A 26071-nucleotide genomic window follows, 5' to 3' on the forward strand; every position below is an offset into this window, starting at 1 on the left:
TTAGTAACAAAATTATTTTTTAAATAATCTTTGCCACCAGCTTTCCTTTTTATCTTTAGTATATCCATATCCATAACCATAATTATATCCATAACCTCCAGCACTTTTGGATACATCATTAATAACAAAGGATACATTAGAAAGTTTAGAATCTTTAACTAAATCATTTGTAAAATCTATTAATACATTTCTTGACACCCCAGACCTTACCACGTAAAGAGTTGTATCCGCAACATCTGCAATATTAAGAGTATCCGATACTAGTACAAGGGGTGCAGAGTCGATAATAATATATGCATATTGTGATTCCATTTGGTGGATAAGTTTTTGGTATCTACCATTAGAAAGAAGTTCCTGAGGATTAGGAGGAATACTTCCAGCATAGATTACATCACAATTTGGATTGGTATCTGAAGTATGAATAAGATCTTGGACATTAGTTGATTCATCGTATAGATATTCTGTAAGCCCCTTTCTTTTCACTGGTTCACTATCATAACGCTGAATCTGCGGATTTCTGATATCAGAACCAATAAGTAGAGCCCGCCCATTTTTATTTCCTAATGTAAGTGCTAAATTAACTGATACTAAAGTTTTTCCCTCTCCCTTAACAGATGATGTAACCATAATAATTTTAGCTGATTCCTTAACAGGTAGCACAAATTTAAGATTGGAAACCAATACTCTGAAAGATTCTGCTAATTCAGAAAAATCATTTTTTTGCACTAAATGATTTTCTTTATCATTTAATGTTGGTATATCTGCTAAAATACCTAAAGAAGAACGCTCCTTAATATCGTCACGATTATAGATTTTATCATCCCACATAAAGAACAAATAAAATATGGCAAAGGGAAGCAGTATTCCAAGGAACAGAGCTCCCAGAAAAACAATACTCTTTTTAGGTGATATGGGAATATCATCGGTAAATGCGGGATTTACAATTTTTGCTTTTGGAACATTTACAGATAAGTTGATTGCATTTTCTTCTCTCTTCTGTAATAAAAATAAAAATAGTTGCTCCTTAAGATTCTGCTGACGCTCTATTCCACGATACACTTTTGATTGTCCAGGTACCTTCTCAATAAGTCCGTTACTTGTTGCAATCTGATTATTAAATTGTGATATAGTTGCCTGCACAGTCTCCTTTTGCTGACGAATATTCTCACGAACAATCTCTTTTAATGAAGCTATTTCTTTATTCATTTCCACTACAGCAGGGTTTTCATTAGTCGCCTGCTTTAGTGTTTTATTTCTGGTAATAAGAAGTGTATTATATTGAGAAATAGCTTGTTCCAGTGAAAGATTGAGTCCAAGATTGGAAGGCATAAGCTGGTTTCCACCTTTTGCAGCTTCTTGCGCTAAAGAGTTCAAAAGCTCCAGCTGCGCTTGTTGCTGTAAAAGCGCTTTGGTATTATCGTTTGTATTTTGAAGTGCCAATTGTGCCTGGATTTCAAGATCAACGATACGATTGCGATTCTGGAAATCCTCCTTTTGATTTTCTACTCCAGACAGATCACGGGTAATAACCTCTAACCTTTTATCAATAAATTCTTGTGTATTTTTTGCCTGTAAATTTTTATCTCTCAGACCATCCAAATTATATTGCTTTGTGACTTCATTTAGAATAGCTTCTGATTTTTCCGGAACTCCACCTATCAAACTGATATCCATCAACAATGCTTTTTGATCCGGTAGATCTACTTTAATCTTTTCCTCTAATTTTTTAACTCTCTCAATCGGATTCCAAAATACTATTATATATTTTGAACGAAATTTAATTGCAGAATTTTTATGTAGAATAACTGTTCCGAACTTCAAATGTAGAGGTTTGTCAAATTCTCCTTTAAACTCAGCTTTCTTATCATCAATTAATGTAAATTGATGATCACCTACTTCACTAACATTATATTCTGCAGATTTAAATTTCTTTTCATTTTTAAATGAAAGTATTTTACCTGTAATCGGTATCTGTGTAAATAATTCCGAATCCTTAATTTCTCCAGCACTAAAGTATTGAACACTTAGGTTTAAGTTTTTAACAACCTGCATAAGTATTGGACGGGATGTAACTACAGCTACTTCACTTTTCATCTCATCAGCATTTCCTAAGCCTATCCCCAAATTATCCAAATCCGCAAGTGCAGAAGTAAGATCTGTTTCCTTTTTATCAAATTTAAGAGTAGTTTTTGATTGATATTGAGGAATAGAATATCTTAGATAGATGTAGGCTCCAATCATAAACATTAAAATGGATCCAATAAACCAGGGCCATTTTCTTAGATATTGCCCGATAATTTTCTTTATATCTAATACTTCTTCTTTTTCCTGAAATTCTATATGCTGCATGTTCTAGTTTATCGGGTTAAAGAAATAACGAGGGTTGCTGCTGCCAATGCTGAAGCAATAATTTGAAATGTAAGAGCTCTATTTGGATTAGAGTTTGCCTGTATTTGCTTATTATGATCAGGTTCTACATAAAGAACATCATTTTGTTTCATGTAGTAGTAAGGTGAATTTACTATATCCGATCTTGATAAGTCTAAATTAACAACCTGATCCGAACCATCGTCTCCTGAACGAATAAGTTTTACGTTTGTACGATTTCCAAAATCTGTCATATCTCCCGCAAGACTTAATGCCTGAAAGATATTAAGCTTTTGTGTAGGACTTTCTTTTTGGCCAGGAAGCTTAACCTCACCTAAAACACTAACATTGAAATTTTTCAAAGTAATGGTAACTAAAGGATCTGTAAGATATCTTTTTAAACGGGACTCTAATTCCTGCTTTAACTGTATTTGTGTCATCCCTTTTGCATAAACATTTCCTAACACAGGAAAATTAATATATCCTTCTTCATTTACCATATACTCACTGGGTTGTACATATTGAGTTATACCATTTGGAGACTCACTTCCAACACGATTTGCAGTATTTAGGTTAAATGGTTTTACTGCTATCTCATCAAGCGCAGAAACGAGAATCAGAAGCACATCACTTTCTTGTATATGTAACCCCTGAAATTTTGCTTTAGCCACTTCCTCCTCCATATTATGCTGTGCCATATATACCATATTTTGTTTAGGCTTGCAAGATGCCAAAACCGCTGACAAAATTATAAGGTAAGTAATAATAGTTTTATTCATGATATTATTTAATCTACTGTCGCTTGTCTTTAATTTTATTTATTGATTACATTCCGAACAAGCTATTTTTTTCTACTAATTTGTGATTTAATGTTTACCTGCTGGTGACAATCTATTCTAAAATTTTATTTTATTAATTTTTAATCAATGCCAATATCCCTACAGTTATTGAAGCAATTACAGAGGCAACAGAAATGTAAAGCCCTGTATTAGGATCTACCCTTGCTGCTTTTTCCCTGTTAGCATTTGGTTGAACATATACTACATCATTTTGTTTAAGATAATAGTAAGGAGAATTTATAAAATTAGCACTTGTAAGATCTATTCTTTCTTTACTGATCTGTCCATCAACATTTCGAACAATTAAAATATTATTTCTTACTCCATAAGCAGTTAAATCTCCTGCTAAACCGATCGCACTTAGTAAAGTTGTATTTCCATCAGGTATTACATAAGTTCCAGGCTTAGCAACTTCCCCAAGAACAGAAACTTTAAAATTGATGAGTTTGATGTCTACAATAGGGTTTTTTACATATTCTGAAATTAACCCTGTAAGTTTAGTTCTTAATGTTTCAATATTTTCATTTTTAGTACTTATTTTTCCTATCTGAGGAAAAACAATATCACCATTGGTATCTATGACATAAGTTGGTCCGGACGCCGGAACCTGCTGAGGAAGATTATTGGAACTAGGCAATGTGTATTGAGCAACTGTACTACCTGAAGAATAATTCTGATTAAAAGGCTTTACTACATCCATATCCTTTGCGGAAACTGTAATAATCAGTTGATCTCCCGGCTGAAAATCAATCCTGCTATTTTTAATCGAATTTTCTAGTGTAATACTATCAATGTCTTTCATATAATTGATGTCTTGCCTTGCTGCACAAGAAAACATTGCTAAACTTACAGCACCATAAATAAAATACTTTAAACTCATTCCTGATAATTTTTCCACAAAAATAGGATAATTATTTTTTTACAAACTATTCATTGATTTCATTGCACTCAATTAGTCTTCTACTAATGGTTCTTTATCCAAAATTTCAAACTCGGAGTTATTGCTTATAAACTCCTGAACAATAGTTTTTAAAATTCTAACTACCTGTAATTTATCTCTTTTAACAGCAGCTAATATAATCTGCTTGCATAGCATATCCACCTCATCGAATTCCATTATCGGATCTCTTGAGATCAAAATCTTTTCATGGTGTGTAGGAATGGTAACAGTATTATTACTTAAAAGTTCCTCATATAATTTCTCTCCCGGTCTTAAACCAATGAAGGTAATTTTTATATCTACATCTGGCGTATAACCAGATAGTTTTATCATTCTTTTAGCAAGATCTAAAATCTTAACAGGTTCACCCATATCAAATACATAAATCTCTCCTCCATTACCCATAGTTCCTGCCTGAAGTACAAGTTCACATGCCTCAGGAATTGTCATAAAGTAACGAATAATGTCCGGGTGAGTAATCGTAACGGGACCTCCCTTTTCTATTTGCTTTCTAAAGTGAGGAATAACCGAACCGTTTGATCCCAATACATTCCCAAAACGCGTAGTAATAAACTTAGTAGTATTTCCCGGTGAATTCTGTAAAGACTGAACAAACAATTCTGCTGCTCTTTTTGACGCCCCCATTACATTGGTAGGGTTAACAGCCTTATCGGTAGAAACCATCACAAAACGGTTTACTTTATACTTTTTCGATAATAAAGAAACGTTCTTTGTCCCTAAGATATTTACAAAAATAGCTTCATGTGGATTTTCTTCGATTAACGGAACGTGCTTGTATGCAGCCGCGTGATATACCATTGAGAACTGATAGTCTTCAAACACTTTTTCTAATCTGTAACTGTTAGAAATATCCGCCAGTACAAATTTAAACCGTTGCTCAGGAAATTTTTCCAGAAGCTCTAATTCCAATTCATACAATGGGGACTCTGCCTGATCAAGAACTACAATTAATGCAGGATTGAACTGCGCAACTTGCCTAACAATTTCACTTCCAATAGAACCAGCACCTCCTGTAACTAAAACATTTTTATCAAAATGTCTCTTTTTTACGTCTTCACTCTCTATTTTTATAGGTTTACGATTCAGTAAATCTTCAATCTGAAGCTGGCTGATTCCTCCAACAAGATCACTATCTCGCATCTTACTAAGTGTCGGAGCCTTCAGCACTCTTAAACCACTATCCAAAGCTAAGGTCATCCATTCTTCGATTTCCTGCTTTGTCATAATCTCCTTAATCAACAATACAGCATCAAACTGCTTGATTAATTTTTCGCTTTTAAAAAACTGATTTTTATTATAAATCTTGTAGCCCAATAGTAAGGCTCTGTTTGAATCTGATCTTCCAGTTAGAAACCCTTGTAATCGATAGGGATAGTTAGGATTATGCATAATGGCGCGAGCCAATGCTACAGAAGCCTCTCCAACGCCTACCACTGCTATTCTTACTTTAGAAGAAGCACCTTTAATATCAATTAGCATATTAAAGAATTGCTTAGTAACCATCCTAAAAAAGAACATGATGGATACCGAAATAAGGAAATACAAAAACAGATTAGGATACAGGAAGAGCGATGTACCCATGGCCATCTGTGAAATGTAATTGATAATCAAAAGACTGACCAATGTACTTCCTGATGATAGTATAATCTTGAAAAAATCAAAGAAAGTAGAATGTCTTATAATACCTGCATAGGTTTTGAAGACATACATAAACAGGATATTAATCCCAATTACTAAAATCCTTTTCTGAACAACATATTCCGGAAAATTAACTTTTACATCCAGATTCCTTAAGAAAAGACGTGAAAGCAAAATTGAAAAAAAGATAATTAAAATATCGATAATGATAACCAACCATCTCGGTATATATCTCAATTTCGTGATTTTCACAATGTTATCGCCATTGTAAAGAGCATTAAAAGCTTCATGCAACTTTTTCATTCAACATTAGGTGATTTTATTAGCGGGGCAAAGGTAATAGATATTATTCATAATTTTAATGCAATTGTTTAATTTCTTTTTTCTACTTTATCTATTTCCAATAAAAATTATTTCTAACACATATTATTGTCTATAAAAAAATTTATACACAATCTCCATACTTTTTACGCTATTTATATCATATTTTCATTGTTTTTCAGATATAAATTTCAAAATATAAATATTGCAAACCACATGCATTTTTCGTGCCACTTACTTTAATTTCTTTTAAAATTTTAATTTTTTTTTAATAAAACAATGTAAGATATTACATATAAAAGTCTTATATAAAACTACAGCTCAATTCACAGTATAATTGTTATAATTTATTATCCTTAAAATTTCAACAAAGCTATTTTTTTTAAACAGAAAATAAACGGAACGTAAATTACATATATATTAATTCTCAAGAACCTGCAGGATTATTTCATATTCGTACCCCTTGCCTATTAAATAACTGATTGTTTTCGTTTTTCTCTGGTACTCTTTCAGCCCACTGGATTTGGAATAGTGATCATCAAACATCTTTTTAAGGGTTTTAAAATAATCGTCCTCATCTATTTCATTAAAGCAGGATTGAATAAGCTTTTCGGAAATTTGCTTTTGCTTTAAATTCATCCGAATCTTATTTCTCCCCCAGTGCTTTATATAAAACTTTCCCCTGATATAACTTCTTACAAACCTCTCCTCATTCAGATAATTTTCCTGAATCAGATATAAAAGAATCTCCTCTTTAGCTTCGTTGATCAGCATGAATTCTTTCATCTTTTGTTCAACTTCAGCATGACATCGGTCCTGATAAACACAATAGTTAACCAGCTTTTGTTTGATTTCTTCAAAAGTATAAGATTTCTTATCCATATATTATAAAAAAAGAATGAGCAAAGTGCCCATTCTTAGTATTTAAATTGAAGTAAAATTTAGTAATTAAACAAAGCTTTCCCTTCCATTAATTCATTTACTTTCTTTTTTACAGATGCAATAACTTCTTCATTCTTGATATTATCAACAACCTCGGAGATGAGTTCTGAAATAGTTTCCATATCCTGCTCTTTTAATCCTCTTGTTGTAATTGCTGCAGTTCCTAGTCTGATTCCAGATGTAGTAAATGGTGATTTATCATCAAAAGGAACCATATTTTTGTTACATGTAATATCTGCCAGAACTAATGCTTTTTCAGTCTCTTTACCATTAACGCCTTTATTTCTAAGATCGACAAGCATTAAGTGGTTATCTGTCCCCCCGCTCACAATATCAAACCCTCTACTGATCATTGCCTTTGCTAAAGCTTGAGCATTAGATTTAACTTGTTTTGCATAAGTCTCAAACTGAGTATCCAAAGCTTCTCCAAAAGCAATTGCTTTACCAGCAATCACATGTTCAAGAGGTCCTCCTTGAATTCCAGGAAATACTGCACCATCTAAAACCTGACTCATCATTTTGATCTCTCCTTTAGGTGTCTTATGACCATACGTGTTTTCGAAATCTTTACCCATCATGATCATTCCTCCTCTTGGCCCTCTTAGTGTTTTATGAGTAGTTGTAGTTACTACGTGGCAATGTTCAAATGGAGAATTCAGCAATCCCTTTGCAACCAAACCTGCCGGGTGCGCAATGTCAGCCCACAGAGTAGCACCTACTTCATCTGCCACCTCTCTGAATTTTGCATAATCCAGGTCTCTGGAGTAAGCGGAAAAACCGGCAATAAGCATTTTGGGCCTTTCTCTCAAAGCAACTTCTCTCATTTGATCGTAATCGATCAAACCTGTTTCCTGTTGTACGCCATAAGAAACAACATTATACTGAATTCCTGAAAAATTAACGGCTGAACCATGAGTCAGATGTCCTCCCATGGAAAGATCCATTCCCATAATTTTATCTCCGGGTTTCAAAACGGCAAGGTAAATAGCTGCATTAGCCTGAGATCCGGAGTGAGGCTGAACATTTACATAGTCAACTCCAAAAAGCTCCTTTGCTCTGTTTATTGCTAATGTTTCGACCTCATCTACTATTTCGCATCCACCATAATACCTTTTACCAGGGTACCCTTCTGCGTATTTATTTGTTAATACACTCCCCATCGCCTTCATTACATTATCAGAAACAAAATTTTCCGATGCTATAAGCTCCAATCCATGAGTTTGTCTTTGTTTTTCCTTTTCAATCAGGTCGAAAATAATATCCATTTACTTTTAGTTTTTGAGATTTTTCACCCCAAATGTACGGAATTTTCAACAAGATTTTATTCATAAAAATATGATTTTTGGGATAAAATAATATAAAACACAATTTATTTCTCAATCCCTATCTAGCTTAAAATCTCAGTGAAAAAGTGCCCATCACTTCTTATAAAAAAATATTCCCTGCTATATTAATACAGCAAGGAATACTAAAAACACTTAAAATTTAATTAAAATTCTTCTTCAATAAGCTCCTTATTTACCATAGCACCAACGGTATTTCCAGATCCGACAGCATTTGCTACAGATCTCATCATTGAAGAGCTATCACCACAGGCATAAACACCATACACATTGGTTTTATAAAAAGCATCTGTTTTTATATGGCCTGACTCAGTTATTTCGATGCCTAAATCCTGTGAAACGTTTATATTTTGCTCAAAAGGAACTTTAGCATAGACAGCTTTTAAAGAAACTTTTGATCCGTCTTTAAAGACGACACTTTCAATGATCCCGTTCCTATGCTTCAATTCCGTAATTTCATTTTCATTGATATTAATTTTTTTTTCTTGTAACTTTCTGATCTGATCTTCTGTGAGCTCTGCCTTTCCATTGGTAAACAGAGTAAGGTCTTTCGTCCAATGTGAAATCATTTTTGAAAACTCATAGGCAAAATCGCCATTACCCATAATTCCTGTTTTCTCATTTTTCACTTCGTACCCATGACAATACGGACAGTGTAAAACAGAAATCCCCCAACAATCTTTGAATCCTGGAATAAGTGGCTTTATATCATTAATTCCAGTGGCAATAATCAATTTCTTAGATTTGAATCTTTCTAGTGACTGAGTTTCGACTTCAAATCCGTTATCTATTTTCAGAAGTTTACTCGCAATACCATCATAAAACTTTACAGAACTATATTTTTTCACCTGAGATTTAGCCTCATCACTAATCTCCCGGGGAGTCCTTCCATCTTGTGTCAGAAAATTATGAGAATAAGGTGTTTGCTCATTGCAAGGTTTTCCTCCATCAATAATTAATACATTTCTCAAAGATCTTCCTAAAGCCATTGCAGCTGAAAGACCAGCATAACTGCCTCCAATTATTATAACATCATAAGGGTTTACTTCCATGGTCTGAAATAAAATTTAAGACAAAGATAAAATAATTTTTTAATAATGCAATAAAGTTGCAATAATGAATTATTTCAAAATTCCCTTTTATTATCATCGATCTCATTTTTTAATTTCGGTCTAACATCTATTTTTGCCCGACTGAAACTAAAAATAAGAGTACCTTTTTCTCTGGCAAAAGGATTGGTAATAGAATCAGCTTTTCTTGAAATTTCAAAGTAAGGACCAGTCTCTTTTAGCTCATCATCATTATCATTATCTTTTATTCTTATCAAGTTAAAATATTTGTCTTTAAGATCAAACCAGTTGATATAATCGGCATTAAATGAGACAGCTTTTATTCCCATCTTTGAATAATAGTTAATAGCTCCAGCTTGACCATAATTATCACATAAAACTAAAGTCTTTCCTATCTTTGATAATTTATAATATTCTTTATCTACTTTTTGTGCTAATTCTTTCCACCCTTGCATATCTGCAAAATCCTGAGGTAATGAGTGATCCTTTCCATCCTCCCATCTCAACAATCCAAATTTTTTATAACGCTCCGGATTATTCACAATAAACTCAGGACTCTTATTAGGAAACAAAATACGATACATGGGAATAAATAATAGTATGGGAAAAAGTATACAGAGTGGTTTAAGAAATCTTTTCCATCCGCTTTCTAAAATGTGATCCAAATAAGCTGACCCAAAGGCAATATAAACAGGATAAAGACCAATTGCATAATAATCTTTAGCTTTAAAAAAGACAAACAGAGATATTGCAATTACATATCCCCAAAAGAAAAATCTGAACTTTTCAAATGGTTTGTAAAATAACAGGGCGTAGAAAGCCAATATGATAACAAACGTAACTCCTATAAAGAATAGTAATTGAGATTTAAAAAAGTCAAATCTATTCACATTGACCAATTGATTCTCTGAAAGCTGCTTCATATGATGAATAACAGGGAAGTTATTATTATACTGCCATAAGAGATTAGGAAAAATAATAACTAAAGTTACAAGTGCAGCCCAATAGGTGTGCTTGTTTGCAAAGATCTTTCTTTGGCCTGTTAACAAAAGTGCAGGGATAAAACCCAATGCCAGAAAAGCAATATTATATTTATTTAAAATACCCAAACCAAAAATTATCCCACCGGAATAAAGCCATTTTATTTTCTCTGTATATATGTATTTAATTAAAATATAAAAGAATAAAGTCCATAAAAACACTTCCGAAGAGTTAGGCTGAAAAAACATATTTAATCGCAAAAGCACAGAAAATAATAGCCCAAAAGAAGCCAAAATCTGAGCAAACAATCCTCCTTTTAACTCTTCAATGATCTTCCACACCACAACTATAGTCAGCGCCCCAAATAAAGCCGGAAAAAATCTAACCCAGAATACTGATCTACCTAATATTTTAATTAACCATGCCACCCAAGAACTAACTGGTGGAACGGACAAATATCCCCACGCAAGATGATCTCCCTGATCAATATGAAGAAACTCATCCCGGTGTAATTCGTATTCGGGGTTAATCAATAAATATTGAAGAATAAATTTTGCAATAATAAAAGCGAAAAGAATAAGATAGCTTTTCTTCATAGGTAAAAGTTTGAAATTAAAATTAAGACATTTTAAGATTGCTATTCATTACATTTTCAAACCTTGTTTAACGGAATAGGCAACAACTTTAATGAGCAAAAAAATCCCGGAAATAAATTCCCGGGACTGTAGATAAAATGTATCTGATTAGTTTATTATTTTTTCTTTTCTTTAAGTTCCTCTTTGTCCTTATCTGATGGGTTCCACACTTTTACTTCAGAATTTTTATCTATTCCTGAAAGAATCTGAACATTGATCCCGTCACTGGCTCCTAATTTCACATATACTTTTTTGAATTTTCCATCAGGTTGCTTTACCTCAACAAAAGATCTGTCTTTACCGTTGTTTTTCTCATATTGAATAAGAGATTCATCAAGCAATAATGCATTCTTTTGGGAATTCAATACAATCTCTCCATTTGCTGAAAATCCAGCTCTGATGTATTCATTATTAGGATTGGTTACATCACCTTCTACAGGAAATTTTATCGTTCCCAGATTGTCTTTTCCCTTAGGAGCAATCATTGTTAATTTCCCCGGAAAAGTTTTGTTCTGCAAGGCACCAATTACAATATTCATAGGCATACCCTGTTTTAGTTTTCCCGCCTGAGCTTCATCAATCTCTCCCTGAAAGATCAGTGAATTAAGATCAGCAATAGAGCAAATCGTTGTTCCCGCGTTGAAAGAGTTCGCTTCAATAACCTGGCTTCCTACTTTTACAGGAACATCAAGCACAGTTCCTGCAGCTTTTGAACGTATTTGCGTTGTAGCAAAACCCTGAAGTTCAGGAGTTGCTCCGGTTTTCACAATTTGTAATCTCTTCTGAGCCGTCTGGAATTGCTGGTTTGCGTTTTTAAGAGTCTGTTGCTGAGAATACAATTGTTGTTGAGAGTTTAAATAATCCTGCTTGGAAATAACTCCCTGACTATACAATTTCTGTTGCATATCAAATTGTTTCTGCATGTTATCTACATTCAGCTTGGCATTGCTGATCTGAAGCTGCGCATTCTGAACTTCCTGCTGTGCATTGTTTACATCTGCGATATTTGGAATAATCCTAACCGTTGCAACCAATTGTCCAGCAACTACTTTATCCCCTTCATCAACTAAAATTTTATCAATAATCCCTGCAATATTAGGCTTGATCTCGATTTCTTCTTTTGGTATAATTTTCCCTGTCGCCATGACTTTATCATCCATATTCTGGACCGTTGGTTTTCGCGTAAGGAACGCTTCACTCTCTTTAGAATTGGATTTGATCAGATAACCGATTCCCGAGAATAATGCCACTGCAAATAAAAGCCCCAACAGTATATAAATGGCTTTTTTCCAAGTGAATTTCTTTTTCATATATCTAGTTTATTTTTTATTTAAATGGTTTTTATTCAGTTCTTAACGCTTCAATAGGTCTGATTTTAACAGCTCTCTGAGCTGGAATCATTCCGATAATCAATCCTAAAACTACCATCACCGCCATGGCAGCAAATACATTTCCGTAGTTTACCGTAGGATTATAAAATGGAAAGGCATCCTGATTCTGTGTAGCCATATTCAGGACCATTAGGACGAATATTCCCAACATGAATCCTAATAACCCTGAGGATAGTGTAATTACAACACTTTCCAGCAGAATCTGATTTCTTACTTCTGAAGGTTTGGCTCCTAATGCTCTTCGGATCCCTATTTCTTTTGTTCTCTCTTTTACCGTAATCAGTAAGATATTTGAGATCGCAATAACTCCCGCAAGAATCGTAAGTGTTCCTACAATAATTGTTAATAGCTGCATTCCGGTTAAGAATCCGGTTAATTTTCCAAATTCTTTTCCAAGGTTGAAGCTTCCAAATGCATTTGTATCTTCAGGTGAAACTTTATTTTTAAGCTTTAATACCTGTTTTACTTTTTCTTCCACAATCTTTAAATCGGCATCCGGCCTGCTGACAATAGCAAACATATCAATATTGTCTCCCGCATTATACATTTTCGTGTATGAAGAAAGAGGGATGAAGACAGTACGGTCATTTTCAAAACCGCCTCCTTTTTTCACTCTGAAAACACCGATAATATTAAAGAAAAGCCCTTTTATATTTATTGATTTACCAATAGGATTTTCTTTCTTTTTGGAATTAAAAAAGTTTTTATATACCTCTTCTCCGATCACGGCAACATTTTTATTGCCTGATAAATCGGCATCGTTTATATAGCGTCCGAAAATAAGTTTCTTTTCAGAAATTTTATTTCCCACAGGATAATCCCCTGTAAGAGAATAGGTAGCACTTTTCCCGTTTCTTGACATAGATTCTCCGGGTGTTCCTGTAAAACTTCCCCGAGCATTCTGTGGTGAAATGTAATCTATTTCAGGAATTTTTCTTTTAAGCATTTCCATATCCGGCAAATGCAGTTTCATCTCTCTCCCTTTTGGAAAACCTTCGTATGGAATAGAGGTTTTCTGAGCCCATAGAAAAATAGAATTCGTTGCAAAGCCTGAAAATAATTTATCGAAACCATTCTCCATTCCTTTTGCTGCTCCCAGCAAACTTACGTATAAAAACATACCCCAACCCACCCCGATCATGGTAAGGAATGTCCGAAGTTTATTATTTCTCAGTGAATAATAAATTTCCTGCCAGGTATCCTTTTTAAATAAGATGTTCATTGGTGTTAGTTATGAGTTTGATTTATACTTTTTTTATAATTATGTACGAACATCAGCTATTACTCTGTTCGTAATGCCTCTATAGGTTTAATTTTCGATGCCCTGTAAGCGGGAACAAAACCGGCAATCAATCCTGAAAAAACCAATGCCAGAAACGCCATAAAGATCTCGGTCCAGCCGACACTAGGGTTCTTGATAAAAAATTCTTCAAGGCTGTCTCCCATAAGGCTAAGCGCTAAAACTCCCAAACCTACCCCAATTAAACCTGAGATCACAGTGATCACAACACTCTCCTGTACAATTAATGCCACAATGCTTTTTGGTTTCGCTCCAATAGCCTTTCTAACACCTATCTCCTTGGTTCTCTCTTTAACGATGTAAACCATAATGTTACTGATTCCAATGATTCCCGCGATCAAAGTCCCCATCCCGATAAAACCAACAATACCTGTAAGTACAGCCATAAACATAAATGTATCATTCATATTTTCTGCATTATTCCATACCCGGACCCCATTTTCATCGTCAGGAGAAACATTCTTCCTGGCTTTTAATCTATCTTTAAGCTCGTTACCATATTTTATAGCTTGCTGAGGTGTTAGCTTTTCGTTATAGGCTATATAAACCGTTGTTACAGTATCTGAACCTTTTTTCATCTGTTGCAAAGTAGTAATGGGTACTGTAATATGTCTTTCGTCCCAGTCTCCACCGTCGTCGGAAAATACTCCAACTACTTTGAACATTGTTCCGTTAATATTCAGTTCTTTTCCTACCGGACTTCCGTTTTTGATCAAATCTCTCTGTACCATTCGTCCGATCACGGCAACATTTTGTTTTCTTTCAAGATCGGAAGGATTGATATAACGTCCCTCAAGAATTTTCCTGTTTTCAATGAACTTTTCTTCAGGATCTCCTCCGTTAACCTGATAATTCCCACTTTCTTTTCCGTACTTCACCAGCAAACTGGTTTGATACCTTGGAGTTGAATAGCCTACTTTTTCCTTATCTGCTTTAACCAGAAAGTCATAGTCATCATTATTCATGGTTACGTTACGATCCGACTGTAATCCTTTGTAGGCAATGGTTGTTTTTCCTGTAAAGATGGAAATAAGATTTTGAGCATCCCTTGCAAAACCTTCTGTAAAAGCGTTTTGTAAACCTTTACCGATTCCGAAAAGAACGATAAAGATAAACAGCCCTAATGCCACCGTAAATCCGGAAAGCACCGTCCGCAATACATTACTGCGAATGGAACTGAATATTTCCTGCCAACGATCCAGGTCAAACATATTTTTATTTTTTTACTTTTTTAAAGTCAATGTACATTCACTATTTATAGAACAACCTGTTTGATAAATTCATCACTTTCGATAACTCCATCCTTTAAAATCACATTTCTTTTTGTTTGTGCTGCAACATCAGGTTCGTGGGTTACTACAATGATCGTTTTTCCTTCATTATTAATATCCTGTAACAATTTCATGATATCATGGGTTGTTTTTGAATCCAAGGCACCTGTAGGCTCATCGGCCAATACCACTTTAGGATTTGTGATCAGCGCCCTTGCAATAGCTACCCTTTGTTTTTGTCCACCAGAGAGCTCATTGGGAAGATGGGTTGCCCATTGGGCGAGTCCTACTTTCTCCAGATATTCCATGGCGATCTGATTACGTTCTTTTCGGGGTACGTTCTGATAATATAAAGGGAGAGCAACATTTTCTAAAGCCGTTTTATATCCTATCAGATTAAAAGACTGAAAAATAAATCCTAAAAATTTACTTCTGTATTCTGCAGCCTTTACTTCGGATAAATGCTCGATGGGAACACCGTCCAGCTCATAAATCCCGGAATCCTTTTCATCCAGAATGCCTATAATATTAAGGAGGGTAGACTTTCCGGAACCCGAACTTCCCATAATAGAAACAAACTCGCCTTCGGAAATATTGAGATTAATTCCTTTGAGAACGTGCAGTTTACTTTTCCCTGTATCGTATGATTTGTTTAAATCCTGAATTACTAACATTAAGTGATCTATGTTTTATAGTCAATAAGTAGAAGATATTTTCAATTTGTTACAAGAATCAAAATTTATTGTATTTTTTTAGTGTTTAATAGAATACACCTTTATTTATAGTATTTTATAATTTTATGTTTAACTGTAACTTATCAAAAATATTTATTTTATGCTTATTATTGTATGTAAACCAATATCAGTGCTTGTTTCATGTAAATGTGGAAAACTTTTACGATTAAAAGTCAACCAATTAGTGTTTAGCCCTTTCAAAATCGTTTCTTTTTTTCGAACTTTGTGCTTCGCACTAGCAAATAATAAATACACTTTTCTTGTGAAAAACTTTTAAATATAAGTTCCAACAAATCAAGCTGTTATTTATTCTTTGATTTTTATCCACAGTGATCTAATTAGTTTAATTTAAAGACATTTTTAATATGGGAATTTTTGATAAGAGAGTAAGTTACAAGCCATTTGAATACCCTGAGGTTCTTCAATTTGTAGAAGCGATCAACAAATCGTTTTGGGTGCATTCGGAAGTGGATTTTACTGCAGACATTCAGGATTTTCATTCGCAGCTGGAACCACACGAAAAAAATTCTGTGAAAAATGCTTTACTGGCTATTGCACAGATTGAGGTGTCTGTAAAGACATTTTGGGGAAACCTATACAATCATATGCCAAAACCTGAACTGAACGGTTTAGGAGCTACTTTCGCTGAATGTGAATTCCGTCATTCTGAAGCCTATTCGCGTTTATTGGAAGTACTGGGATATAATGAAGAATTTACCAACGTTATAGCAGTTCCTGCTGTAAAAAAGAGAATTGACTTCTTATCAAATGTTCTGAAACATGCTAATTCTTCCACCCCGAAAGAATATGTTTCTTCTCTTTTACTATTCAGTATCCTGATTGAAAATGTATCGCTTTTCTCACAATTTGCGATCATTCTTTCTTTCACAAGATTTAAAGGATACATGAAAAACGTTTCCAATATTATCGCGTGGACTTCTGTTGATGAACAAATCCATGCTAACGCAGGAATTTATCTGATAAACAAAATCCGCGAAGAACAACCTGATTTATTAACTGATTCAGACATTGAAGATATTTATACTTTAGTAGATCAATCTGTAGAATTGGAAGGTGAAATCTTAGACTGGATCTTTGAATTGGGAGAATTGAGTGTATTCTCAAAAGAAGACTTACTCAACTTTATGAAATACCGTGTTGACGACAGCTTAAAGAAAATCAATATGGATACACGCTACAACATTTCGCCGGAACAATACCGTCCGATGAAATGGTTTGAGGAAGAGGTTTTTGCTAATTCTATGGATGATTTCTTTGCTAAAAGACCTGTTGACTATACGAAACACGACAAGAGTATTACAGCCAACGATTTGTTTTAATTAAACAAGCTCTGTATATAGCTCAACAATCTTTCATTAGAAAGTATCCTTTTCGGATGAAATAAAAACCAAAACACAAAAGATGATTAATGTAATTGTAAGTTATACCGTAAAACCAGAATTTGTTTCAGAAAACAAAGAAAACATTCAAAATTTCCTGAATGATTTCAGACAATTGGATCTGTCGGCATTTGAATACAAGGTTTTTCTTAAAGAAGACGGTGTTACATTCTTACATTATTCTAATTACAGCAATGAAGAGGTACAACATGAGGTTTTGAATACACCATCTTTTAAAGAATTTCAACGATTAAGAGATGAGAGTGGACTTAACGGTTCCCACAAGGTAGAATTTTTAGAATCAATTTAATAACACAAAATTCCTGGATATACGACATGGATATCCGGGAATTTGAAAATATAACAACTATGGAGGAACAAAATACTAATATATGGTGGCTCAACGAGGAGTCTGAGCAAATGCTAAACAGAGGATATCTGTTAAAAGGGGAAACTGTAGATGGAGCTATCGACAGGATTACCACTGCTGCAGCCAAAAAGCTATACAAACCGGAATTACAACCTGCTTTTAAGGAAATGATCACCAAAGGATGGATCAGTTTTTCCTCTCCGGTCTGGGCAAATATGGGAACACAGAGAGGTCTTCCTATTTCATGTTTCAATGTACACATTCCGGATAGCATTGAAGGGATTACTCATAAAATGGGTGAGGTGATCATGCAGACAAAAATCGGGGGTGGAACTTCAGGATATTTCGGGGAACTTCGTAACAGAGGAACTGCAGTAACAGATAATGGAAAGTCTTCGGGAGCGGTTTCCTTCATGAAATTATTTGATACGGCAATGGACGTAGTATCACAGGGAGGAGTGAGAAGAGGAGCTTTTGCAGCTTACCTGGATATCGATCACGGTGATATTGAAGAGTTCTTATCAATTAAAGATATCGGAAGTCCTATTCAGAATTTATTTACCGGAATTTGTGTTCCTGATTACTGGATGCAGGATATGATCGATGGTGATATGGAAAAACGTAAGATCTGGGCAAGAGTTTTGGAAAGCCGTCAGCAAAAAGGTCTTCCTTATATTTTCTTTACGGATAACGTTAACAGAAATAAACCACAGGTTTACAAAGATTTGGGACTTACTGTAAATGCAAGTAATCTTTGTTCTGAGATCATGCTTCCTTCTACGAGAGAAGAATCATTTATCTGCTGTCTTTCTTCCATGAACCTGGAATTATATGATGAATGGAAAGATACGGACGCAGTGAAGTTGGCTGTTTATTTCCTTGATGCTGTTTTAACTGAATTTATTGATAAAACAGAAGGCAATTATTACCTACAGGGAGCAAGAAACTTTGCAATGCGTCACAGAGCTCTTGGGCTTGGTGTTTTAGGATACCATTCTTACTTACAAAAGAACATGATCCCGTTTGAAAGTTTTGAAGCAACTCAGTTTAATGCAAGAGCATTCAGACATATTAAAGAGCAATCTGAACAGGCATCAAGAGAACTGGCTAACATCTATGGAGAACCTGAATTGTTAAAAGGTTATGGGTTAAGAAATACCACCACAATGGCTATTGCTCCTACGACTTCAAGTTCTGCTATTTTGGGACAAACTTCTCCGGGAATTGAACCTTTCGCATCCAACTACTATAAAGCCGGTTTGGCCAAAGGAAATTTCATGCGTAAGAATAAGTACCTGGCAAAATTATTAGAAGAAAAAGGACTTGATAACGAAGAAACATGGAGAACGATTATGTTGAACCATGGTTCCGTTCAGCATTTAACTGAACTAACTGACGAAGAAAAAGCTGTATTTAAGACATTCAAGGAAATTTCTCCGATGGAGATCATTTCTCAGGCCGCTCAGAGACAGCAATATATTGATCAGGCACAATCATTGAACTTACAAATTCCATCTACCATGCCCGTAAAAGATGTAAACTATCTGTACATCGAAGCATGGAAAAAAGGAGTAAAAACATTATATTATCAAAGAAGCTCATCAGTATCTAAGGAAATGATGGTGAACTTTGTATCTTGTTCAAGCTGCGAAGCTTAGACTACAAATAATAAACAATTATATATTGAAGCACGTTTTTTTAAACGTGCTTTTCTTATATCTTGTTTTGTACAGAATTACAAAATAAAAAAAGCCCAGAAAGAAAATCTGGACTCTTGAAAGAATATATAAAGTAAAAATTAAAAATTATATCGAACTCCCAGCTGTGCCTGGAATCTTGATGCAAACTGATCAATCGTATAAGGCAACCCCGGAGATTTGAAATTATAGGTTGGATCTCCAGCTCCCGGCTGTCCCGCTGCCACATTTCCAACTTTCGTTAATCCAACACTTGCTGTTGAATTAAAAGTATTCGGTACAAAATAGATCTTACCCCAATCCTTGTTCAACAAATTGGTGAAGTTGATGATACTTAAAGAAATCTGTATATTATTTTTAGACTTCCGGCTCAGTCTGATCTCATCCATAATTCTGATATCTGCCTGAATATTCCAAGGAGTAAAGTCTCCGTTTCTCTGAGTAAACGTCCCTCTTCTGCTGCTCAGGTATTTATTATTATTAACGAAGCTTTCATAATCAGCCACCTGCTGTTGGGCGGTTACCAAAACATTCCCTGCAGCATCTTTTATCGGAACAATATATTTAGCAGCTTCAGCAGCATCTTTAAAGATATATGCCAATCCGGCAGCTTGTCCTGTATTAGCAATAGTACTGTTTACAAAGCCCCATGAGAAAGGATTTCCTGACTGAGCATTAAAATATACGTTGGCCGACAATCTGTTGGACTCTGAAACATTGAAACCATATCCGAGATTGGCAACAATTCTATTTTTAATAGCAAAGTTAGAAGTTGTCAACTGAGGATTATTAGGTGTAAGGGATTGATTCATCTGCCAGTTACTTTCCATTGAGTTTCTGATCCCGTTGGTAATATCTTTAGCATCTCCGTAAGTATATGCTGCAAAGAAGTTAAATCCGAAATTATAAGATTTAGAAATCTGTGCTGTTATATTATACCTGTAACCTTCTTTCGTATTGGATAACATGTACGCATTAGAAAAATTACTGTTGATATTCGTTGTATAAATAGGCATTTGGTGATTCACGTCATAACTGTAATACGTTACGTTATCCGTTTTATTCACCTGCTGGAATTTCAGATCATAAAGTACTTTAGTGTAAATACCTTCTAATGTCAACTTATATCCTCCAACGGTATAATCTACTCCTAATGAACTTCTCCACACTTTAGGCATTTTGAAGTTATTATCAATAAGGTCTACCTGAACTTTGGAAGAGTTTTGCCAATTAGCAAAGTTTCCGCTTACCAATGGGTCTCCATTAGCTGCCATTTGAGCTGCCGTTGGACCATTATAATCATAACTTCCGAAACCTACTCCATCATTATAATAAGCATAACCTAGCCATGCAAACGGTATTCTTCCTACGAAAATACCAGAACCCCCTCTTAATACAACTGATCTGTTTTCTGTAAGATCCAAAGTAAATCCTAATCTTGGAGACAACGTGGGTTTATTAAGATATTTGTTTGTAAGCTGATTTAATGGTGTATAGCTGTAGGTATTCCCCATATTAGGATCCGTAGGAGAATTAGTAACTTTTGAACTCAAAAGGGGTTTGTTTGGTAAATCAGTATAATCTACTCTTACACCAGGAGATAAACGTAGTCTTCCCAAATTAATCTCGTCCTGAAGGTATAATGATAGAAGGTTCACTTTATATGATGCATATGGATTATTAAACAGCGTCTCTCTGCTATCTCCATTGAAAGGATAAGTTCCTCTTATCCTTGCTGGTTTTGAGTTATAAAAATCATCAAGATTTTTATACGAGATTCTTCCGTTCAATGCATTTACAAAACCATAATCGATATTGTATAATTCATTATGCGTTCCTAATAAGAAAGTATGATTCCCTGTCTTATACGTTAAATTATCGGTGATCTCAAATGTTTTCTGCTTCATATTGAAAACCGTTGCCTCTCTATCATTTCCTAATAAAATAGTTCCTCCATTATACCCTATTTCCACTTGTGGAAACATAGCGTTCGAAGAAGTAGGATCCCTGTAATCATTAATAGAAGAATATCCTAATACTAAGTTATTATTCCATTTATCATTAAAACGGCTTTTTAGTTCCAAAGTCGTCGTTGAAGCATTGTTCTTTTGAATATAGTCCATGCTTGAAAACCTGAAATTGGCACCATCTCTTTCAAGGTTTGAGGCCTGCGAGAATACAGTGTTATTTTTAATGGACAATGTATGTTTATCATTAATCTTCCAGTCTAATTTGTTGAAAAGTTTTGCACTTTCAGAAAAATTAGTGTACTGATTAAAGCTTCCCACATTAAAGCCATACTTGGTTCGAACAAAATCTGAGATCTGTTGAGCAACAGCGTTATTAACCAACGCATTAGGATCATCAGCATTATAAAAAACAGGATCTTTTCTTTTTGTATATTCAAGATTGGTGAATAAAAACACCTTATCTTTAACGACAGGTAATCCTACTCTCCCTCCATAAATAAAATCCTGAAAAGAGCTTGGCATTTTTGAATTATCTCCTACCCTATTTCTTCCTGTAATAGCAGCATTACGTCCGTATACATAAAAAGATCCTTCCACATTATTACTACCACTACGTGTAACGGCATTGATACTTCCTCCAAGGAAATTTCCTAATTTCACGTCATAAGGAGCAATATAAACCTGTACATCCTGAATCGCATCCAAACTAATTGAGTTGGAACGTGTACTACTTCCCGGCATTCCCGATGTTCCCGTTTGTCCACCCAAAGACGGACTAAAACCAATCGCGTCGTTATTGATCGACCCGTCAATAGTAACGTTATTATACCTGAAATTGGTTCCGTTGAAAGAGTTGTTAGCACTTTGAGGGACCAACTTGGTAACATCCTGGATACCCCTGTTAATATTTGGGAGTCCGGAGATCTGAGCCTGGCTAATTGCAACTCCGTTTTTCACAGTGGTTCTCTTCGAGGTAAGCTTTACCTCGTCGATCACTTTTTCTCTGTTTTTGATTTCTACTACAGGCAAATCATTACTTCCTAATGAAAGCTGTAAGTTGGTATTCGAGTAGATAATTTGCGAACCATCGGAAATCTCTATCGTGTAGGGTCCTCCGGGTTGTAGATTATCCAGACTAAATTGTCCTTTGTTATTACTTTTAGTTTCAAAGGTACTGTTGGTGGGAACGTGAACTACTTTTACCGTAACTTCAGAATTTACCCCTTTTAATCTTCCGAAAATTTTAGAGCTGGTTTCTTGTGAAAACGCTAAGCCAAAAGACAAAACAGCAAAAGCACAGATCAATTTTCTCTTCATATTTTTATACTTCTAAATTTTATGGCAAAATTAGAAGCAACAATCATGAAGTGTGGTAACATACAGTTAACATTATATAACATAATGTTTAATATTTCCTTAAAAAAAACTTAATTGCTTAAGGTAAACATGTAAGATGAGATCTTGGTAACATTTTACAAATAAATCTTTTACCGCATTGAAGCTATTTTAAGATATATGAACACAATATGAACAACATTCATTTTAATAAATCAAAGCCTTGATAAAAAACGGAAAACATGGTAGAGGTACTCATCAGTATTTGTACGGATAACAAATATAGTATTAATACTATAGTAGTATTTCTAAGTTGCCAGGTTTAAAAATATAGTACTTTTGTAAGGTTGAGGTTTATAATTTCCTTCACTGGATATATCCTTATTAAAATTAGCAACCCCTTAAAAACACAATATGTACAAAATGCTATTTATCTTCTGTGTAAGCTTTTCCTGCATGGCTTATTCTCAGAACCTTAATTTTACAGATGCCAAATTTAAGGCCTTACTACTAACTTCAGGTCCGGGTAGTCAGATTGCAAAAGACATCAATGGCAACAATATTAAAATTGATGCAAATGGAGATGGACAGATTCAGCTTACTGAAGCCCAGCAAGTAAAAACTTTAAATATAAAGTTCAATGTGCTTCCCACTTACAATAGCCTTCCAAACCAAATCACCGATGCTCTTTTATTCCCCAATATCGAAGAACTTTACATCAATGACACAAAATCAGCGGTCATTAGTTTTGTTAACAATAATAAAATTAAAAAAGTTCTTTACACCGGAAGTGGTGGATTTGTAAACAATGTAGGAGTTAGCCACCGTGTTCCCATTGATTTTTCTTTCGACAATTGTGGTGCCGTAGAAAATGTGAATGACTTTGTTGCAGACATCAATTTATCTCCTTACGACCCCTCCACAATTTTGAGATATAAAAACTGCCTTCTCATCAAGGATGATATTGTCTTAAACAATAAAAACATTAAGGAGCTTCATATCAAAAACTGCCATGTAAAAACGCTCACCTTCATATCCTGTAAGCGGTTAGATAAGATCAGTGTTCCAAATTTAAATTCACTGACCAAAATTTCAGTTTCCGGATCTACCGGAACCATATTACCATCCGGAAATCAGAATATCCACCTTGTTGCGAAATCTTGTACAAACCTGGAAGAAGTTATAGCAGATACGGATCATTATGAAACCACCGGAGCTTATTTTACTTCCGTAGATCTAAACGGCTGTACTTCGTTAAAAAGGATCAAAGGTCTTAATGCATCCTCAATCAATTTTTCCAATGCTGGATTAATCAATTTAGAAGAGCTTGATGCATCATTCTACAACCGGTATGGTTATTATACTACTTCAGGAGTATATTTTGGAAATGTAACCTCTTTGGATGTATCCGGACTTCCCAAATTGAAAATACTAAAAGCTTTCAATCAGCCCATAACCAATGCTACTTTTAATAGTGCGGCTGCTTTGGAAGATATGGACATCACAAATTCCTGTGGCTACATGGCTGTTTTGAATGTAGACAATCTTACCCATCTCCAAACTCTGAAAGCAGATATTCCCGGTGATCTGAATTTCCTGAATCCACATACTGATCTGCAACAGATTTCTGCACAAAACTGTACTTCTTTGGTCAATCTATCGATAAAAGGAAATAAAGACCTGAAAAACTTAGACCTTCAGAATTGTTCGGCTATACAAACATTGAACCTTGGACCTAATTTACCAGGCAACTCACCTTTTGATACCTTTACGGAATTAAATAGCCTTAATATCAATCAATGTACCTCCTTAAAGGAATTAGGTATCGCTAATACAAAAATTTCTACGATAGACCTTTCACAATGTCCACAATTGGAATCTGCTGATCTTGAATATAATTCATTAGTAAACAATATTAACTTTTCACAAAACGTTCAACTCAAGTACCTTACCCTGAGAAGCTGTCCGCTCATTACCAATCTGAATTTATCGGATTGCAACGTTTTAGAAGCTATTGCATTCTTTAACATGTCCGGATTAATCCAGGTGAATATCAAAAACAATGCATTGGAGGGCTGTGACTTTTCCGGGTACACTAGTAATTTAACCATTTGTGTTGATCCTGCTCAACTTACCGATCTTCAAACTATGTATCCGGACATTAATTTCAGTACCAATTGCCCGTCTACTACCAATTCAAAAAATACGAAGCTAGACCATATAATAACCAAAATTGATGTATTTCCTAATCCCGTAAAAAATATCCTTCAGATAAGATCCCCTGAACCCGTCAATACAATAGATATATTCGACAGTATGGGGAGATCAGTATCACATCAGAGCTGTGGCAAAGGAGATTGCACTATTAATACGTCAGGTTATCCTGCAGGAATTTATCTTATCAAAATAAAGACGAAATCTACTGAAATTTCAAAAAAAATAATAAAAAACTGATTCCCTTTTCCTTGATATCTTTAGCTTAAATTCATAAAATAATTGTCTTATTTTTATTTTATATTTGTTAGATACTTAATTCTTAAAAACTTCAAATATGAAATTCGGACAAGTAGAAGATCCTTCAAAAATAGATTTTACATTACCCAAAGATCACAGCAGAACCAAAGAGATCCTCAAACAAAATAAAAAGGGATTAGAGAATATCTCCATCGGATGTGCCAAATGGAATAAAACCGACCTCAAAGGATTTTATCCCAAAGGAACCAAGGACGAATTAACCTATTATGCTACCCAGTTCAATTCTATAGAACTCAATGCGACATTCTACGGAATGCCAACTCCTGATCAGGTATTGACATGGAAAGAAAAAACACCAGCAGGGTTTAAATTTTTCCCAAAGATTACCAATACGGTTTCCCATTTCAGGAGATTAATTGATGTTACAGAACCTGTAACCCAATTTGCAACATCGGTTCTTAATTTTGATGAAAAACTGGGTATGGTATTTCTTCAGCTTCATGATAACTTTAAACCAAAAGATTATGACAGATTAGAGAAGTTTGTCAAAGAATGGCCAAAAGAAGTCCCACTAGCTATAGAGCTCAGAAACACGGAATGGTTTAATGATGAAAACATTTTAAATACAACCTGCGATCTTTTTGAAGCCCATCATATCACTAATATTATTGTGGATACTGCCGGAAGAAGGGATATGCTTCATATGCGTCTTACCACTCCCAATGCTTTCATCCGTTATGTAGGAGCAAATGCAGAAAGTGACTACGAAAGATTGGATGATTGGTTAAAGCGAGTTACACAATGGAAAAAAGAAGGCCTCCAAAATTTATACTTTTTCGTCCATCAGAATATTGAAAAGGCATCCCCTTTATTATCTGCTTATCTCATCAAAAAAATGAATGAGGAATGGAAAACCGACCTCCATGTGCCTCAAATGGCAACAGAAAGTATCCAAAGTTTGTTTTAGTATAAAAAAAATATTCAGCTATTTAATCATTTAATTTAAGATTTTATAGCTTTTTTTTATGTTT

18 protein-coding genes are annotated in these 26071 nt (G+C 34.6%); 5 read left to right on the forward strand and 13 right to left on the reverse strand.

Annotated features, from left to right (window positions below):
* Positions 1-12: 12 nt before the first annotated feature.
* The 12 genes from G9C87_RS08360 to G9C87_RS08415 all read right to left on the reverse strand — a co-directional run bounded on the left by G9C87_RS08360 (position 13) and on the right by G9C87_RS08415 (position 15733).
* On the reverse strand, positions 13-2349 hold the full coding sequence (locus tag G9C87_RS08360) for a GumC family protein (RefSeq protein WP_172280045.1): 2337 nt from the start codon (positions 2347-2349) through the stop codon (positions 13-15).
* Positions 2350-2357: 8 nt separating this feature from the next.
* Positions 2358-3065: a polysaccharide biosynthesis/export family protein gene (locus G9C87_RS08365; RefSeq protein WP_228456987.1), complete on the reverse strand. Its 708-nt coding sequence runs from the start codon at positions 3063-3065 to the stop codon at positions 2358-2360.
* Positions 3066-3279: 214 nt separating this feature from the next.
* Positions 3280-4086, reverse strand: a complete 807-nt coding sequence (locus G9C87_RS08370) for a polysaccharide biosynthesis/export family protein (RefSeq protein WP_172280049.1) — start codon at positions 4084-4086, stop codon at positions 3280-3282.
* Between the two features lie 72 nt (positions 4087-4158).
* Entirely contained in the window at positions 4159-6108 is a 1950-nt protein-coding gene (locus G9C87_RS08375; RefSeq protein WP_172280051.1) for a polysaccharide biosynthesis protein, read from the reverse strand.
* Between the two features lie 438 nt (positions 6109-6546).
* Entirely contained in the window at positions 6547-7008 is a 462-nt protein-coding gene (locus tag G9C87_RS08380; protein WP_172280053.1) for a regulatory protein RecX, read from the reverse strand.
* A gap of 59 nt (positions 7009-7067) precedes the next feature.
* Entirely contained in the window at positions 7068-8333 is a 1266-nt protein-coding gene (gene glyA / locus G9C87_RS08385) for a serine hydroxymethyltransferase (RefSeq protein ID WP_172280055.1), read from the reverse strand.
* A 224-nt stretch (positions 8334-8557) separates the two neighbouring features.
* The gene (locus G9C87_RS08390; protein ID WP_172280057.1) at positions 8558-9463 is read right to left on the reverse strand and encodes an NAD(P)/FAD-dependent oxidoreductase; all 906 of its coding nucleotides are present in this window, start codon (positions 9461-9463) and stop codon (positions 8558-8560) included.
* A gap of 74 nt (positions 9464-9537) precedes the next feature.
* A complete protein-coding gene (locus tag G9C87_RS08395; protein WP_172280058.1) occupies positions 9538-11058 on the reverse strand; it encodes a glycosyltransferase family 39 protein in 1521 nt (506 codons plus the stop codon).
* Positions 11059-11213: 155 nt separating this feature from the next.
* Positions 11214-12407 carry an efflux RND transporter periplasmic adaptor subunit gene (locus G9C87_RS08400; protein ID WP_172280061.1) on the reverse strand — a complete coding sequence of 398 codons (1194 nt, stop codon included), beginning with the start codon at positions 12405-12407 and terminating at the stop codon, positions 11214-11216.
* 31 nt (positions 12408-12438) lie between these two features.
* Positions 12439-13710 (reverse strand): ABC transporter permease, encoded by a 1272-nt coding sequence (locus G9C87_RS08405; protein WP_172280064.1) that lies wholly within the window; start codon positions 13708-13710, stop codon positions 12439-12441.
* 59 nt (positions 13711-13769) lie between these two features.
* Entirely contained in the window at positions 13770-14999 is a 1230-nt protein-coding gene (locus G9C87_RS08410) for an ABC transporter permease (protein ID WP_172280065.1), read from the reverse strand.
* 44 nt (positions 15000-15043) lie between these two features.
* Positions 15044-15733, reverse strand: a complete 690-nt coding sequence (locus G9C87_RS08415; RefSeq protein WP_172280066.1) for an ABC transporter ATP-binding protein — start codon at positions 15731-15733, stop codon at positions 15044-15046.
* A gap of 425 nt (positions 15734-16158) precedes the next feature.
* Here G9C87_RS08415 and G9C87_RS08420 point away from each other — a divergent pair, with 425 nt between their 5' ends.
* The 3 genes from G9C87_RS08420 to G9C87_RS08430 all read left to right on the forward strand — a co-directional run bounded on the left by G9C87_RS08420 (position 16159) and on the right by G9C87_RS08430 (position 19221).
* Positions 16159-17133: a ribonucleotide-diphosphate reductase subunit beta gene (locus G9C87_RS08420; protein WP_172280067.1), complete on the forward strand. Its 975-nt coding sequence runs from the start codon at positions 16159-16161 to the stop codon at positions 17131-17133.
* 82 nt (positions 17134-17215) lie between these two features.
* Positions 17216-17503 carry an antibiotic biosynthesis monooxygenase gene (locus G9C87_RS08425; protein ID WP_172280068.1) on the forward strand — a complete coding sequence of 96 codons (288 nt, stop codon included), beginning with the start codon at positions 17216-17218 and terminating at the stop codon, positions 17501-17503.
* Positions 17504-17529: 26 nt separating this feature from the next.
* On the forward strand, positions 17530-19221 hold the full coding sequence (locus G9C87_RS08430; RefSeq protein WP_262888817.1) for a ribonucleoside-diphosphate reductase subunit alpha: 1692 nt from the start codon (positions 17530-17532) through the stop codon (positions 19219-19221).
* Between the two features lie 140 nt (positions 19222-19361).
* On the opposite strand, the gene G9C87_RS08435 is transcribed toward G9C87_RS08430, so the two are convergent.
* Positions 19362-22547, reverse strand: a complete 3186-nt coding sequence (locus G9C87_RS08435; protein WP_172280071.1) for a TonB-dependent receptor — start codon at positions 22545-22547, stop codon at positions 19362-19364.
* Positions 22548-22979: 432 nt separating this feature from the next.
* On the opposite strand from G9C87_RS08435, the gene G9C87_RS08440 reads away from it, so the two are divergent.
* Both G9C87_RS08440 and G9C87_RS08445 read left to right on the forward strand, forming a co-directional pair.
* Positions 22980-25019: a T9SS type A sorting domain-containing protein gene (locus G9C87_RS08440; protein ID WP_172280072.1), complete on the forward strand. Its 2040-nt coding sequence runs from the start codon at positions 22980-22982 to the stop codon at positions 25017-25019.
* A 97-nt stretch (positions 25020-25116) separates the two neighbouring features.
* The gene (locus G9C87_RS08445; RefSeq protein ID WP_172280074.1) at positions 25117-26007 is read left to right on the forward strand and encodes a DUF72 domain-containing protein; all 891 of its coding nucleotides are present in this window, start codon (positions 25117-25119) and stop codon (positions 26005-26007) included.
* The last annotated feature ends 64 nt before the right edge of the window (positions 26008-26071 follow it).

Source organism: Chryseobacterium sp. LAM-KRS1 (genome assembly GCF_013184525.1).
GTDB classification, from domain to species: domain Bacteria; phylum Bacteroidota; class Bacteroidia; order Flavobacteriales; family Weeksellaceae; genus Chryseobacterium; species Chryseobacterium proteolyticum.

What these genes read in the sequence shown, in the direction of transcription:
- G9C87_RS08425 (WP_172280068.1), top strand. Translation starts at nt 17,216, where the DNA reads ATGATTAATGTAATTGTAAGTTATACCGTAAAACCAGAATTTGTTTCA.
- G9C87_RS08390 (WP_172280057.1), bottom strand. Translation starts at nt 9,463, where the DNA reads ATGGAAGTAAACCCTTATGATGTTATAATAATTGGAGGCAGTTATGCT.
- G9C87_RS08405 (WP_172280064.1), bottom strand. Translation starts at nt 13,710, where the DNA reads ATGAACATCTTATTTAAAAAGGATACCTGGCAGGAAATTTATTATTCA.
- G9C87_RS08440 (WP_172280072.1), top strand. Translation starts at nt 22,980, where the DNA reads ATGTACAAAATGCTATTTATCTTCTGTGTAAGCTTTTCCTGCATGGCT.
- G9C87_RS08370 (WP_172280049.1), bottom strand. Translation starts at nt 4,086, where the DNA reads ATGAGTTTAAAGTATTTTATTTATGGTGCTGTAAGTTTAGCAATGTTT.
- G9C87_RS08380 (WP_172280053.1), bottom strand. Translation starts at nt 7,008, where the DNA reads ATGGATAAGAAATCTTATACTTTTGAAGAAATCAAACAAAAGCTGGTT.
- G9C87_RS08445 (WP_172280074.1), top strand. Translation starts at nt 25,117, where the DNA reads ATGAAATTCGGACAAGTAGAAGATCCTTCAAAAATAGATTTTACATTA.
- G9C87_RS08435 (WP_172280071.1), bottom strand. Translation starts at nt 22,547, where the DNA reads ATGAAGAGAAAATTGATCTGTGCTTTTGCTGTTTTGTCTTTTGGCTTA.
- G9C87_RS08430 (WP_262888817.1), top strand. Translation starts at nt 17,530, where the DNA reads ATGGATATCCGGGAATTTGAAAATATAACAACTATGGAGGAACAAAAT.
- G9C87_RS08360 (WP_172280045.1), bottom strand. Translation starts at nt 2,349, where the DNA reads ATGCAGCATATAGAATTTCAGGAAAAAGAAGAAGTATTAGATATAAAG.
- glyA (WP_172280055.1), bottom strand. Translation starts at nt 8,333, where the DNA reads ATGGATATTATTTTCGACCTGATTGAAAAGGAAAAACAAAGACAAACT.
- G9C87_RS08420 (WP_172280067.1), top strand. Translation starts at nt 16,159, where the DNA reads ATGGGAATTTTTGATAAGAGAGTAAGTTACAAGCCATTTGAATACCCT.
- G9C87_RS08415 (WP_172280066.1), bottom strand. Translation starts at nt 15,733, where the DNA reads ATGTTAGTAATTCAGGATTTAAACAAATCATACGATACAGGGAAAAGT.
- G9C87_RS08410 (WP_172280065.1), bottom strand. Translation starts at nt 14,999, where the DNA reads ATGTTTGACCTGGATCGTTGGCAGGAAATATTCAGTTCCATTCGCAGT.
- G9C87_RS08395 (WP_172280058.1), bottom strand. Translation starts at nt 11,058, where the DNA reads ATGAAGAAAAGCTATCTTATTCTTTTCGCTTTTATTATTGCAAAATTT.
- G9C87_RS08375 (WP_172280051.1), bottom strand. Translation starts at nt 6,108, where the DNA reads ATGAAAAAGTTGCATGAAGCTTTTAATGCTCTTTACAATGGCGATAAC.
- G9C87_RS08365 (WP_228456987.1), bottom strand. Translation starts at nt 3,065, where the DNA reads ATGGCACAGCATAATATGGAGGAGGAAGTGGCTAAAGCAAAATTTCAG.
- G9C87_RS08400 (WP_172280061.1), bottom strand. Translation starts at nt 12,407, where the DNA reads ATGAAAAAGAAATTCACTTGGAAAAAAGCCATTTATATACTGTTGGGG.